Source organism: Apolloniradiicaulis salifontis, from assembly GCF_053756655.1.
On the sequence record NZ_CM132387.1, the window covers coordinates 807,216 to 820,736 of the forward strand.

The 13,521-nt window shown below is 67.6% G+C and carries 13 protein-coding genes and 1 pseudogene; 10 read left to right on the top strand and 4 right to left on the bottom strand.

Annotated elements, in window-relative coordinates; genetic code table 11:
* Positions 1–45: 45 nt before the first annotated feature.
* Both ACWCOP_RS03855 and ACWCOP_RS03860 read right to left on the bottom strand, forming a co-directional pair.
* Positions 46–1,131: a DUF2336 domain-containing protein gene (locus ACWCOP_RS03855; RefSeq protein WP_478249911.1), complete on the bottom strand. Its 1,086-nt coding sequence runs from the start codon at positions 1,129–1,131 to the stop codon at positions 46–48.
* A gap of 139 nt (positions 1,132–1,270) precedes the next feature.
* On the bottom strand, positions 1,271–1,738 hold the full coding sequence (locus tag ACWCOP_RS03860; protein WP_478249912.1) for a PAN domain-containing protein: 468 nt from the start codon (positions 1,736–1,738) through the stop codon (positions 1,271–1,273).
* A gap of 114 nt (positions 1,739–1,852) precedes the next feature.
* Between ACWCOP_RS03860 and ACWCOP_RS03865 the strand changes: the two genes are divergently transcribed.
* Positions 1,853–2,734: an ion transporter gene (locus ACWCOP_RS03865; protein WP_478249913.1), complete on the top strand. Its 882-nt coding sequence runs from the start codon at positions 1,853–1,855 to the stop codon at positions 2,732–2,734.
* On the opposite strand, the gene ACWCOP_RS03870 is transcribed toward ACWCOP_RS03865, so the two are convergent.
* Positions 2,686–4,683: a transglycosylase domain-containing protein gene (locus ACWCOP_RS03870; protein WP_478249914.1), complete on the bottom strand. Its 1,998-nt coding sequence runs from the start codon at positions 4,681–4,683 to the stop codon at positions 2,686–2,688. The genes ACWCOP_RS03865 and ACWCOP_RS03870 overlap by 49 nt on opposite strands.
* A 23-nt stretch (positions 4,684–4,706) precedes the next feature.
* On the opposite strand from ACWCOP_RS03870, the gene ACWCOP_RS03875 reads away from it, so the two are divergent.
* Entirely contained in the window at positions 4,707–5,150 is a 444-nt protein-coding gene (locus ACWCOP_RS03875) for a YcgN family cysteine cluster protein (protein ID WP_478249915.1), read from the top strand.
* A gap of 10 nt (positions 5,151–5,160) precedes the next feature.
* Here the strand turns inward: ACWCOP_RS03875 and ACWCOP_RS03880 are convergent, their stop codons facing one another.
* On the bottom strand, positions 5,161–5,892 hold the full coding sequence (locus tag ACWCOP_RS03880; RefSeq protein ID WP_478249916.1) for a Crp/Fnr family transcriptional regulator: 732 nt from the start codon (positions 5,890–5,892) through the stop codon (positions 5,161–5,163).
* 596 nt (positions 5,893–6,488) lie between these two features.
* On the opposite strand from ACWCOP_RS03880, the gene ACWCOP_RS03885 reads away from it, so the two are divergent.
* From ACWCOP_RS03885 to ACWCOP_RS03920, 8 genes and pseudogenes are all read left to right on the top strand, one after another.
* Complete coding sequence (locus tag ACWCOP_RS03885; protein WP_478249917.1) at positions 6,489–6,701, top strand: DUF3185 family protein; 213 nt, start codon at positions 6,489–6,491, stop codon at positions 6,699–6,701.
* Between the two features lie 122 nt (positions 6,702–6,823).
* Positions 6,824–7,342 (top strand): hypothetical protein, encoded by a 519-nt coding sequence (locus ACWCOP_RS03890; RefSeq protein ID WP_478249918.1) that lies wholly within the window; start codon positions 6,824–6,826, stop codon positions 7,340–7,342.
* Positions 7,293–7,676 (top strand): annotated as a pseudogene (locus ACWCOP_RS03895) (terminase large subunit domain-containing protein); the annotation flags it as partial. The gene ACWCOP_RS03890 and the pseudogene ACWCOP_RS03895, both read left to right, overlap by 50 nt.
* Before the next feature lies 1 nt (position 7,677).
* Complete coding sequence (locus tag ACWCOP_RS03900; protein WP_478250649.1) at positions 7,678–9,981, top strand: baseplate megatron protein TIM-barrel domain-containing protein; 2,304 nt, start codon at positions 7,678–7,680, stop codon at positions 9,979–9,981.
* Positions 9,982–10,064: 83 nt separating this feature from the next.
* On the top strand, positions 10,065–11,003 hold the full coding sequence (locus tag ACWCOP_RS03905) for a DnaJ C-terminal domain-containing protein (RefSeq protein WP_478249919.1): 939 nt from the start codon (positions 10,065–10,067) through the stop codon (positions 11,001–11,003).
* Between the two features lie 78 nt (positions 11,004–11,081).
* Positions 11,082–11,366 (top strand): PepSY domain-containing protein, encoded by a 285-nt coding sequence (locus ACWCOP_RS03910; protein WP_478249920.1) that lies wholly within the window; start codon positions 11,082–11,084, stop codon positions 11,364–11,366.
* A gap of 20 nt (positions 11,367–11,386) precedes the next feature.
* Positions 11,387–12,076, top strand: coding sequence for a response regulator transcription factor (locus tag ACWCOP_RS03915; protein ID WP_478249921.1), 690 nt, complete (start codon positions 11,387–11,389; stop codon positions 12,074–12,076).
* Positions 12,073–13,497, top strand: a complete 1,425-nt coding sequence (locus ACWCOP_RS03920; protein ID WP_478249922.1) for an ATP-binding protein — start codon at positions 12,073–12,075, stop codon at positions 13,495–13,497. The genes ACWCOP_RS03915 and ACWCOP_RS03920 overlap by 4 nt, the downstream gene beginning before the upstream one ends.
* Positions 13,498–13,521 lie beyond the last annotated feature (24 nt).

Genomic DNA, 13,521 nt, shown 5'->3' on the forward strand with positions numbered 1-13,521 from the left:
CGTTTTTCGTTTCAACGGCGGACAGGAAGAGCGGGGCGGGCGCCTTCAAGCGGCGGCGGCGTTCTTGCGCATCTTCCAGAAGCGCAGCGCGCGCTCGGCGTCGCCGGGATCCAGCGCGTCATAGACCTTGCCGATCTCGCGCGCGTCGTTGAACGCGCCCTCCTTGGCGCCCCCGCGCAGCACGGCGATGGTGACGAAGAGCGCCTTGTCTACGTTCGCCGCCTTGCAGATCAGCGCCAGGCCGTCCGGGCTCTCATGCTCCAGCGCTTTTCTGGCCGCGAAATAGTCCACATGGGTGATTTCAGCAAAGCCGACGCAGAAATGGATTGTCTTTTTCTCGCGCAGGAGCCGGATCAAGAGCTGGCCGTCCAGCTCGCGCCTAACGCGCTTGGCGGTGATGAAGCGGCGGGCCTCGGCGATGTCCTGGTCTTCGGCGATCCGTGATTCAAGGCGGCGCTGGGAGGCGGCCAGAGCCGCTTCCAGAACGCCGGGCTCAAGGGACTCAAAGCGGTCCTGAATCCGGGCGCGCAGCGTATTGTTCACCACCATCATCATGTCGTTGAGAAGGTCAGCCGGCGTGTCCGCACGATTCACGAGCGGCGCCTGCAGCACTTCGCTGTCTTCGGCGCGCCGGGTCACGGTCTCGAAGGTTTCGCGCGAGAGTTTTGCGCCGGTGTTGGAGACCAGCCTGGCCACGGTGTGGTCGTCGCCCTTCTCCACGATGGCGTGGGACAGCCGCTCCCCCACCTGCGGGCGCACGGCGATGGCGCGCATATGAGCCTGGGTGGATTCGTGCACGATTGTGACGAGGTCTTCTTCCGACAGAACGCCCGAGCGCGACAGGATCGGCGCGGCCACTTCAATGGCGTCCTGGGCAAGCTGAAGGATCAGGCCCTTGGGCGCGAAGGGTGCGTCGGCGAAGCGGCGGGCGAGCTCTTCGCGCGCGTCCTGGGCGGTCTGGCTGGCCAGCGTCTGAAGCACGGCGTCAAACTGGCGCTGGGCGCCGCTGTCGTTTTTTGGCGGCGCGTCGAAGAACATGTCGGTCACCTCGCGCAGAAGCGCGCGGCGGCGATCGGAGGATTTCTCCTTGGCCAGTTGGGTCAGCTTGTGCAGCTTGCTGGGTACGGCCATCGAGGCGCTCCACTCGTCAATTCTTGCGAGGCTTTCATCATCCATTACTCTGGGTAAAGAAACCGTGCCTGCGGGAGCGGTTTTCACGGTTTACAAGCGCTTAAGCGCGTGACCGCGCCTGCAAGGGTGGGCGTCTGGCTTAGCCGCCGTCGAGCTCTGTTCGCGCAGCCGAGACCCCGGTCGCGGTCCGCGCCCGCGGCGGCGCGATGGCGCCGTCGGCCTGCATCAGCGCCGTGCGCTCGCGCTCGCTGGGCGGGCGGTCGCCGGCGGCTTCGATGCGCGCGGAGAGGCTGGAAGACAGGCCGGTGACGGCGCCGGGATGGGCGAAGGGCGTCGCGGCGGCGCCGTGAAGATCACAGCGCGCGGCCCGGCCCGTCCAGCCGGTGCGCCAGGTCCAGGCCTGGCAGGCGGTGCGTGTGGCGCATACGGCGGCGCAGGCCTGCGCGCTTTCAGCCGCCAGTCCGTCCAGCCGCTCCAGCGTCAGGCCGCGCCGGGCATGGTCTTCCAGTACCGCGCCTGACGGCGCGGGAGGACCGTCCGGGGCGCCGGCGAGGGCCGGTTCGACGGCGAACGCCGCAGCGGCGAAGAGGCTTGCAAGGATGATCATGAGTCCAGCCTGCGCCCGGCCCTGTTAAAAAAGCGTCGCCGACGGCGGATCGAGGATATTGCTTAAAGGGTGCGCGCCCGCTAACGCTTCGCGGTTCTTGTTTGGAGACGAGATATGGCCGCCAGCGACAGTGAGATCCAGTCTCAAAACGCGATCGAACGCTTTGTGGCGAGCCCCGGCTTTCGCAATGTGATCACGGGGTTGATCCTTATCAACGCGGCGATCCTGGGTCTGATGACCTATGATCTGCCCGCGCAGGTCGAGACCTGGCTGCAATACGCCGACGCCGCGATCATTGGCGTCTTTGTTGTTGAAATCGCTTTGAAATTAGTGGTTCAGCGGGCGAAATTCTTCCGCTCGCCCTGGAACTGGTTTGATTTCAGCGTCGTGGCGCTGTCGCTGATCCCGGATGCGGGCGCGTTCACCGTGCTGCGGGCGTTGAGAGTGCTGCGGCTTTTCCGCCTGTTCTCCACCGTTCCGGAAATGCGCTCGGTGGTGGAGGCGCTGGCCCGGGCGATCCCGGGCATGGGCGCCATCATGCTGGTTCTGGCGGTGATTTTCTACGTGGGCGCCGTGATGGGGGCCAAGCTCTTCTCCGGCACCCACCCGCAATTCTTTGGAGATCTAGGCGGCTCGGCCTTCACTCTTTTCCAGGTCATGACGCTGGAGAGCTGGTCCATGGGCGTGGCCCGCCCGGTGATCGCCGAGCATCCGTTCGCGTGGATCTTCTTCGTCGGCTTCATCGTGCTGACGAGCTTCGCGGTCCTGAACCTGTTCATCGCGGTGATCGTGGACTCCATGCAGTCGAAGCATTTCGACGCCGAGACCGAGCGTCAGGCCGAAGCCCATGACGAGCGCGAGGTGCTGGTGAGCGAGGTGAGGGCGCTGCGCGTGGAACTGGCCGAGATCCGCGCCCTGCTTCAGCCGCCCGGCGGAGCGCCTGCCGATCAGTCCGGCTCGGCGATCGCTTCGAAGCGCGACGACAGCGACGAATAGAACGCCGCCAGCGTCTCCTCTCGCTCGGTGCGCCGGCGCGGGGGCGGCGAGGAAAGCGGCGCGGGCTCCAGCCCCTCATGGGCGGCGACCATGAACCGGCGCCAGATATCGGCGGGCAGCGATCCGCCGGTCACATCGCGCATGGGCGTGTCGTCGTCATTGCCCACCCAGACCCCGGCGGCCATCTGCCCGGTATAGCCGACGAACCAGGCGTCGCGGCTGTTCTGGCTGGTGCCGGTCTTGCCCGCGGCGCGCCGGCCGGGCAGGCGGGCGCGGGCGCCGGTGCCGTCCAGGATGACGCTTTCCAGCAGGGTGGACATGGCCCGCGCGTGCTCGCGGCTGATCGCCTGGGCGCCTAGGCCCGGCGGCTCCTCGCTCCACAGAACCCGGCCGCGGGCGTTGCGGATTTCGGTGACCAGGCGCGGCTGGGTGACCCGTCCGTCATTGGCGAAGGCGGTGTAGACGGCGGTTAAGTCGATGAGGCGCACTTCGCTGGCGCCCAGCGCCAGGGCGGGCACCGGATTGAGCGAGGTGGTGATGCCCAGCCGGCGTCCCATTTCAGCCACCGCGTCGACGCCGACTTGCGCGCCCACCTGAGCGGCGACGGTGTTGATGGAGCGCTTGAGCGCATCGGCGATGGTGACCCGGCCGCGATAGCCGCCGCCATAATTCTCCGGCCGCCAGCCCTCGATATCCACAGGCGCGTCGTCATAGGCTGTGGCCGGATCAAGCCCGGCTTCGAAACCGGCGGCGAAGACGACCGGCTTGAACGCGGAGCCCGGCTGGCGCTCGGCCTGAACGGCGCGGTTATACTGGCTCTCGCCGTAATCGCGCCCGCCGATCATCGCCAGCACCGACCCGTCGAGGTCCAGCGCCACAAGAGCCGCCTCGCCGGCGTTGCGGGCTTCGCCGGACTCAGAGAGCACCGCCTCCACCGCCGCGGAGGCGGCGCGTTGAAGGGCGGGCTGCAGGGTGGTCTGGATGATCAGGATCGGCGTCTCGTCCGGGTCGATCACCGCCTGGACGCGCGACAGCGCCAGGTCGAAGGCATGGCCGTAAACAACCGGATTGACCGCCTGCACGGCGCCTTCGGCCAGGACCGCCGGTTCGCTGACGGCGGCGAGATACTGGATGGGATCGATGAAGCCCACATCCATCATGGCGTTCAGCACGTCTTCGGCGCGGGCCTGGGCGGCGGCGAGGTTCTCGGTGGGCGCCAGACGGCTGGGCGCCTTGGGCAGGGCGGCCAGGATCGCCGCCTCCTGCAAGGTCAGCTCCGACGCCGGCTTGTTGAAATACCGCTCGGCGGCGGCCTGCACCCCGAACGCGCCTTCGCCCAGATAGACCCGGTTCAGATACAGCTCAAGAATCTGCTCCTTGGTGAGCAGCTCCTCGATTGCCATGGCCAGGCGCATCTCCTGCAGCTTGCGCTGCAGGGTCTGATCCGGGCGCAGGATGAGGTTCTTCACCAGCTGCATGGTCAGCGTCGAGCCGCCCTGGACAATCTCGCCGGCGCGCAAATTGGCCAGCATGGCGCGGATCGCGGCGCCCCGGTCGACACCGTCATGCTCAAAGAAATTCTGGTCCTCGATGGCGATGAAGGCCTGGGGCACATGAGCGGGCAGCTCGGACAGCTCGATGGGCCGGCCATAGCGCGGTCCGCGAACGCCCAGAACCTCGCCGCCGGCGCCCAGCAGAGTGTAGCTCGCCTCGCGGCGCGTCTCCCAGAGCTCCTCAAGGCTTTCAGGCGGCGAGGGCATGCCCTCGAACGCCCAGCGCCAGCCGGCCCACAGCGAGACCGACCCCGCCAGCACAAGGGCGGCGAGGCCCAGCGCCAGCGCGGCGGGCAGGGCGTTTCGCAGGCGCCTGAAGACGCCCGGTTTTTCGTCGGCGCGGAAAGTTATGACCGGTCTCCATGTTTGACCGCAGCTTCGACCTGTCTTGACCAAGCCTTCAAGGCTAAATTCGGGCGATGATCGATAAGCGCCCGTTTCACGAAACCAAATCCCTCTCGGAAATGACCCCGGACGAATGGGAGTCCCTGTGCGACGGGTGCGGCAAGTGCTGCGTGGTGCTGCTCCAGGACGAGGGCGACGACCGGGTCTGGCGCACCAATGTGGGATGCCGGCTGCTCGATCTGAAAACCTTGCGGTGCACCGACTACGCCAACCGCCACACCCGCGTTCCCGGCTGCGTGAAGCTGACTCCGGATAATGTCAGCGAATTCTACTGGATGCCGGACACCTGCGCCTATCGCCTGATCGCGCAAGGCCAGGCGCTTCATGACTGGCACCCGCTTATCAGCGGCGACCCTGAGAGCGTGAAGAAAGCCGGGATCGGCGTCCATGGAACGCTGGTGAGCGAGCGCGATGTGGACGCCGAGGATTTTGAAGATCACATCATCGTAGACGGATAGGCGAGGCGGATCACTTCAGAAGCGGCCCGCTATGGTCAAGATAGGCGATGTCGAAACCGGCGAGCTGGCTCAGGCCTTCAAGATTGTCGTAGGTGACGCGTTTCTTCTGAACGGTGACAAGCCCGTTCTCGCGCAGCTGGCGCAGGATCCGGTTCACATGGACCGCGCTCAGGCCCAGCGCGTCCGCCAGGTGATACTGGGTCAGCGGGCAATCATACCCTGTCGCGTCACCGATCCCGATGAGCTGCAGGCGTGAGCCCAGCTCCAGCAGGAAGTGCGCCATGCGCTCCTCAGCCGAGCGCCTGCCCAGATTGACCAGATGCTCCACCACCATGGCCTCGTCACGTGACGCGGCCCAGAGGACGGCGGTGGCGAGGCGAGGCGCAGTTGCGAAGGCGTCCAGAATATCCGAGGAGAGAACTTCGGACACCTCGATGCGGGTGACCGCTTCGATGGTGTGGTCGGAGGTGCGGAACAGCACGCTGCGCAGGCCGAGGAAATCGCCGGGAATCTGCACGTCGACGATCAGGCGCTCGCCCTCGGGAAGCAGCTTGTAGGAGTTCGCCCACCCCTCGGCCATGATGTAGGCGGCGGCGTTCTCCTGGCCCTCATGGATGAGCTGATGGCCGGCCCTGAAAGATTTGCGGCGCCGGGTCAGGCGCGCCAGGGTCGCGCGATCGACGTCCGACAGCGCGACGAACGCCTCCAGCTTGCGCGCCAACGGGCTTTGCAGATCTACCATGCCGGCCCCTCGCCATACCGGCGCCGCCCTGCCAAAGGCCAGCCACCGCACCAAAAGGGGCGCGGCTTGCGGTGGTGGCTCGGTCGAGCCATGCTGGGCATGACGAGTGTCTCCTGTAATCAGACTCCGGACGGTCGGCGTCGGCGGGTGTTTGCAGCGTTCAAGGCCTCGCCCGAAAGCGAGGGTTGTGCAATCGGCGGGCACAGCTCGCCGCAGCCGGGCGTTGGCCCGCCCAGCCTTGGACAGAGATCAGAGTCAGAGCGCGCGATCAGCCCTTTTTTGAGGCGCCCTTTTTCTTCACGGCGCTGCTGACCTGTTTGGCGGCCCCTTTGACGCGGTTCTTGTCCATGGTGTGTGCCTGCTTTCAAGGCGTGCCGCCGCATCCGCACCGAAGAATCGGGCACGCGAGGGGTAAAAGAAAGCATTCTCGCCTGTCGTGAGGTTTGCGGGGCTAACATGGATCAGCGCGCTTGCGCCGGGCTCCCAGCGCCATGGTGGAGGGTCGCAAGGGTCAATCGCCCATGTCCACGGCGCCGGTGAACCTCCGGCTTCGGCGCGCTGAGGCTCAACTCGCCACGTCGCCAAAGGGAGCCCTCATGAGCGAGACAACTCTTGTCGGCCTCGTCCCGCTCTGTGTGGGCGCGCTGCTCCTGGTCTTCGCCTGGCGGGCGTCCAATGCGCCGGTCAATCAATTGGCCGCGGCGCTGACCGGCCGCTTCACCGACAACACCATGCTCTATCTGATTGGCGTCGTGATCGGTGTCTTGGCGGGCCTCGCGCTGGTCTATCGCGGCGTCTCGCGGTCCTGACCGGCGGAGAACCGGGCCGCTCTCCCGGCGATGGCGGGTTGCATCTGCGCGCCCAGCCTTATCGGCGGCGGCCAGATTGATGAATCAATCCGACCGGGCCGGACCTGGGGTAGTCTTCAGGCATGGTCGAGATAAAAGATGAACAGCGGCCCAGTCCCCGCAAGGCGGACTGGGCCGCGCTATATGAGCGATGGCGGATCGGCGAGACGCCGGAGGATCTGGCGCTGGCCTATGGCCTCGCGCCGTCCAACGTTCGCGAGCGCTGCCGGTGGGTGGAGCGGATGTTTCCGCCCGACGCGCCGGCAAGGCTGCGCCATCGCTTCGCCCGGCGCCTGATGGCCGCCGAGGCGGCGCTGGATGCTGGAAGCCCCCTTGAAGCCGAGCGCCGCGCCAAGGCGCTGGTGGCGCTGGTGCGCGCGGCCCGGGCTCTTGAAAACTGGTCAGAACCCCAAAACGCCGCTGCGGCGGAAGCCGAGGAGAGTGGCGGTGAGCCGTTTGACGCCGGAGCCGAACTTGAACGCCGTCTGCTCGCGCAAATTAGAGGAGAAAGACGTGAGGCCCTTCGTGCGCCGGCTGACGCAGGCGCAAAAGCTGGCCGAGCTGGCGAGCCTGAATCCCTGGCTGAGGGCGGGACGGCTTGAACAGCTCGCCCCGGACGGCGACTGGCTGATTTGGCTGTTTCTGGGCGGCCGGGGCGCAGGAAAGACGCGCGCCGGTGCGGAATGGCTGAACACCCAGGTGCTCGCCGGCGCCCGGCGCGTGGCGCTGATCGGGCCGACTTTCAACGATGTGCGCGAGGTGATGCTGGGCGGGCCATCGGGTCTGTTGTCGCTGGACGCCGTGGTGGGGCGACCGCGCTATGAAGCCTCCAGAAAGCGGCTGGTCTGGCCCAATGGCGCGGTGGGCTATGCGTTTTCCGCCGAAGACCCGGACGGGCTGCGCGGACCGCAATTTCACGCCGCCTGGGCCGATGAAAATCGATTTCGTCGGCATTGACTGGTACGCGCCGCTTTCCGACTGGCGTGACGGGCAGGCGCATCTTGATCGCCTGGCCGGCGCGGTGTCGATTTACGACCCGGCCTATCTGGCTTCCAATGTGGAGGGCGGAGAAGGGTATGACTGGTATTACGCCAGCCCCGAGGATCGCGAGGCTCAAGAGCGCACGCCGATCACCGACGGCGCCTATGGCGAGCCTTGGGTATATCGCTACAAGGATCTGAAGCGCTGGTGGGCGAGCGCGCACCATGACCGCATCGCGGGCGTGCGACAGGGGACGGCCACGAACTGGGTTCCCGAAAGCAAGCCGGTGCGCCTTGTGGAGCTGGGCTGCCCGGCCGTGGACAAAGGCGCGAACCAGCCCAATGTCTTTATCGATCCCAAAAGCTCTGAAAGCTTTGCGCCTTATCACTCCAGCGGCGCCCGCGATGATCTGATCCAGCGCCGCTATATCGAGGCGCTGGTGAGCTACTGGTGCGATGACGCCGGGCGCAATCCGCTGAGCGGGGTTTATGGCGGACCCATGCTGGATCTCGCCCATTGCCATGTCTGGACCTGGGACGCGCGACCGTTTCCCGAATTTCCCGCCCGCACCGATGTGTGGAGCGACGGCGCCAACTGGCGGCGCGGGCACTGGCTCACCGGCCGGGCCGGACAGTCTGAACTCGCCGCCCTGGTCGCCGATATCGCCCGGCGCGCGGGGCTTGCCGAGCTGGATGTCAGCGCGGTGGAGGGTGTGCTGTCCGGCTTCGTCATCGATCGCCCGGTGAAGGCCCGCGACGTGCTGGCCGGGCTGGGCGAGGTGTTCGGCTTTGACGTCGCCGACCGCGCCGGCGGTCCGGCCTGCATCCAGCGCCAGCCGGCGCGCTCGCCCCTTGCTCTGGCTGAAACCGATCTGGTGGATGACGGCGAGGGCCGCATTGCGATCAGTAGAAGCCCCGCCGAAGCGCGGGCGGTGGAGGCGCGGCTTTCAGTGGTGGCCGATGACGGCGATTACCGGCCCGCCCAGGTGAGCGCGCGCGGGCTGGATACGCTGGAGAACGGCGTTGTAAGTGCGGACCTGCCTGTACTGGCCGATCGCACGCTCGCGGCCCAATGGGCTGAAGGCTTGCTGGCCAACGCCCGGCTCGCCGGCGACGGCGTGCGGCTGAAGCTGCCGCCCTCACGCGCGGCGCTGGAACCCGGCGACGCAGTGGTTCTGGACGCCGGACCGCAGGGCCGAATCTGGCGGATTGCGGCGCTGGACGGGATCGCCGTGCGCCGGGCCGATCTGTCGCCGGCGCTGGCCGGACCGGTCCTGCGCGCCGGGCCGGAGCCGGGGTCTGGTGAAGCGCTCGGCGTATCCTCGCGGCCCTTGCTGCGCCTTCTCGATCTGCCGCTCGGCGCAGACGCGACGGGCGCACGCGGCGGCCTTTGGGCGGCGGGCTGGGCGCGGCCCTGGCCGGGCGCGCTGGCCCTGTCGGCCGGCCCCGACGCCCAGAGCGCGGGCGAACGTGCAACGATCAACGCGCCCGCCTTCACCGGCGTGCTGGAGGCGGAGCTGGCGCCGGGCGCAGAAGGCCGCTGGGACCGGGCGGGCAGGATTCGGGTGCGCCTGAATGACGGCGCGCTGGCCGCCGTGACACCCTTCGCGGCCCTTGCCGGCGACGCGCTGGCCGCTATTGAGGGCGAGGCGGGCTGGGAGGTGATCGCTTTCACCGGCGCCGATCTGCAGGGCGATGGGTCGTATGTCCTCAAAGGGCTTTTGCGCGGGCTTGGAGGCTCGCCGGCGAACGCCAAGCCGTCCGGCGCCGCATTCGTTCTGCTGGACGGGGCGGGCGCCGTCCTTCCGGTCAGGAGCGAGGAGCGCGGCGCGGACCTGTTCGCCTCGGCGCACCGGCCGGGCGAGCCGGCCTCGGCCAGCGGCGCGCGCCAGCTTATCACGCGCTATGACCCCATGGATCTTAAGCCGCTGCGCCCGGTGCATCTGCGGGTGCGTCAGGAGGACGGCGGGCTGGCGCTCAGCTGGATCCGCCGCGACCGGGTCGAGGCCGACAGCTGGGTGCGGAGCGAGATCCCCATGAGCGAAGCGCGCGAGCTCTATCGCGTGGAGCTATGCGATGACGGAACGCAGCGTGCGGTCGTGGAGACCGGCGAGCCGAACCTCGCGTTCGACGCGGCCGAGCTGGCGGCGCTGTTTCCCGGCGGCCTGGCCTCGGCCACGGTGCGGATCGCCCAGATCAGCGACGCTTACGGCCCGGGAGGCGAGCTTGAAGCAGCGCTGGATCCGTCCCTTTACGGCTGACCCTCTTTTAAGGTCGCGCCTTTAGGGCCATATGCAAGGCCGCGCTCGCAGGTGAGGCGCACCCCTGCTATCTGTTCAGGCCCATGACCGATCCTTATGCGATTCTCGGCGTCTCCCGCTCGGCCACGGCCGACGAGATCAGGCGCGCCTATCGAAAGCTCGCCAAGGCGCTGCACCCTGACACGCACCCCGATGACAAACCCTCCGAGGAGCGCTTCAAGGAAGTGGGCCGCGCGTTCAAGCTTTTGTCCGACCCTGAAAAGCGAGCGAAGTTCGACCGGGGCGAAATTGACGCTGAGGGAAATGAGCGCGCGCCGTTTCATTATCGCTCCCGCCCAGGCGAATCGACGGGTCAGCGTGGGCCGTCGGGCCGGTTTGAAGACATTTCCGACCTCTTCTCCGACCTGTTCTCAGAAGGCGGCGGACGGCGGCCCCGTGGCGGTCCTGGAGGCCCGGCTGGAATGGGCGGCGGCGGCTTTCCCCCCAGCAAGGGCGCGGACCTGAAGGCCGCTGTCACCGTCAGCTTTGAAGAGGCCATGCGCGGCGCCAAACGCCGGGTCGGCCTGTCCGGCGGCCGGGCGGTGGATGTGGCGATCCCGGCGGGCGTGGAGAGCGGAAAAGTTCTGCGCCTGCGCGGTCAGGGCGAGCCCGGCGGCCGGGGCGGTCCGGCCGGCGACGTGCTCATCGAGGTGCGCGTGAGTGCCCATGACTGGTTTCGCCGCGATGGCGACGATATCCGCCTGGACCTGCCGATCTCCCTGAAAGAGGCGCTGTTCGGCGGCGCCGTGCGGGCGCCCACCGTGGACGGCCCGGTGGAGGTGCGCGTTCCGGCGGGCGCCAATTCAGGCTCCCAGCTGCGTTTGCGCGGCAAGGGCGCGCCGCGCGCCGCAGGGACGGGGCGCGGTGATCAGATCATCAAGCTGGTGGTGGACGTGCCGCTCAATGATCCATCGCTGGAGACCTTCATCGAGACGTGGACCCCGCCGTCCGACTATGATCCGCGAAAGCGCTTCAAGGCGTGACCGGTTGGCGCCGATCCTGAATGGAAGTCGCGTGCGACGTTCAGGACGGGTTCAGACCGATCAGCTAGGATCAGCGCCATGATGATGAGATTGCTCGCCCTTCCTCTTTGCGCTCTGGCGCTGGCCGGCGCCGCGCCCGTGGGCGCCGCCCACGCGGTCGGCGACCAGACCGCCGCTTCCGGCTGGCAGGCCGAGATCAGCGCGCGCGAAGCGCGCAACATCGCCGAGCGAGCCTATCCGCGCGCCAGCGTGCTGGACGTGCGTTTCGTGGACGGGGGACAGCCGTTTTACGCCGTCCGCATGATTGAAGACGGCCGCAGGTTCGACGTGCGCGTGGATGCGCGCACCGGCCGAATACTCTGAGGATACGAGGAGACCGCTCCATGCGCGCCTTGATCATTGAAGACGATCCCGACCTGAACCGGCAGCTGGCCGACGTGCTGGATCATTCCGGATATGCGGTGGACACCGCCCATGACGGCGAAGACGGCTGTCATCTGGGCGAGACCGAACCCTATGACGCCATCGTTCTGGACCTGGGCCTGCCAAAGCTGGACGGTGTGAGCGTTCTGGAACGCTGGCGCGCCAAGGGAATCACCACCCCGGTGATCATCCTCACCGCCCGCGACCGCTGGAGCGAGAAAGTCGCCGGCTTTGACGCGGGCGCCGACGATTATCTCACCAAGCCCTTCCATCCAGAGGAATTGCTGGCCCGCCTGCGTGCGCTGACCCGGCGCGCGGCGGGACACGCCTCCTCGACGCTGGAGAGCGGCAAGCTGTCACTGGATACGCGCGGCGCGCGCGTTTTCCTGGGCGATCAGCTGATCAAGCTGACCAGCCATGAATTTCGAATGCTGAGCTATCTCATGCACCACAGGGACCGCGTGATCTCACGCACCGAGCTTGTCGAGCATATCTACGATCAGGATTTTGATCGGGATTCCAATACGATCGAAGTCTTCGTCGGGCGCCTGCGGAAGAAAATCGGCTCTGAGCGGATCGAAACCGTGCGGGGGCTGGGCTATCGTCTTGTGGATCCGGATGCAGGACGGGTGGACGCGAAGACAGGGTGACGACAGCACACGACGAGCAGGGACTGAAACGCGAAGGCTCGCTGGCCGCCCGGCTGGTGCTGGTTTCGCTCGGCTGGGCGCTGGTGCTGCTGGTGGCCGGCGCCATCGCACTCACCGCCCTTTTTCGCCAGACCGTTCTGAATGATCTCGACGACCGGCTGGCCCGGGTGACCGAGTCGCTGATCGCCCAGCTGGATCTGGCCGAGACCGGCCTTGAGCTGAGCCAGCGGCCCACCGATCCGAGCTATCGTCAGGCGTTCTCCGGCCGCTACTGGCAGATCAGCCGGATCACTGGCGACGCCACGCTTGAAACCCTGACCTCCGCCTCACTGGCCGATGAGACGCTCACCGTGCCGGATCGCCTGCGCGCGGGCGCGCTGGCCGAACCCGGCGCCGCGCTCACCGGCGAGATCACCGGCGCCGACGGCGAGCGCCTGCGCATGCGCGTGCGCGCGCTCATGGTGGAGGGCTCGCCGGACATGTTCGTGTTCGCCGCCGCCGAAGACCGGCGGCCGGCGGACCGGCGGGTGAACCGGTTCGCGGCGATCTTCGCCGGCCTGTTCGCTGCGTTTGCGCTGCTTCTGCTGGCCGGTGTCTACGCCGCGGTGCGCATCGGGCTGTCCCCGGTGCTGCGCATGGGACGGGCGGTGGCCGCCGTGCGCGACGGCGAGGAGGGCCGCATCACCGGAAGTTATCCGGGCGAGCTCATTGCTCTGGCCGGCGAGCTGAACGCCCTGCTCGACCATTCACGCGAGGTCGTTGAGCGGGCGCGCACCCATGTGGGCAATCTCGCCCATGCGCTGAAAACGCCCATCACTGTGCTGGGCAACGAGGCGCGCGGGTCGGATGGGCCGCTCGCCGATCTGGTGACTCGCCAGACCCGCCTGATGTCGGATCAGGTGGAGCACCATCTGCGCCGCGCCCGGGCCGCCGCCAACGCCAAGGCGATCGGCGCGCGCACGCCGGTGTCTGACGTGCTGAACGATCTGGGGCGCACGCTGAAGAAGATCTACGCCCGCCGCGGCGTCGAGCTGGACTGGCGCTGCCCGCCCGGCCTGGTGTTCCGCGGCGAGCGCCAGGACCTTGAGGATCTGGCGGGCAATCTCATGGACAACGCCTGCAAATGGGCGGCGGCGCGCGTCACCGTGTCGGCCGCCGCGCTGGAGGATGCGCGCCTGGAGATCGTGGTGAGCGATGACGGGCCGGGCTTGAGCGAAGCGGAACGCAAGGCGGTTCTGGCGCGCGGCGTAAGGCTGGATGAACAGGCGCCGGGAACCGGGCTGGGGCTTTCGATCGTCAATGATCTGGCGCGGGCCTACGAGGGCGCGCTGGAACTGGGCGAGGCCAAGGGCGGGGGATTGCGTGCGCGCCTCGTGCTGCCGCGTCTGGCCGGGGTCGGCGCATCAGAAACGCGGCGTTAAGGATATATCATCCACCCTTGAATC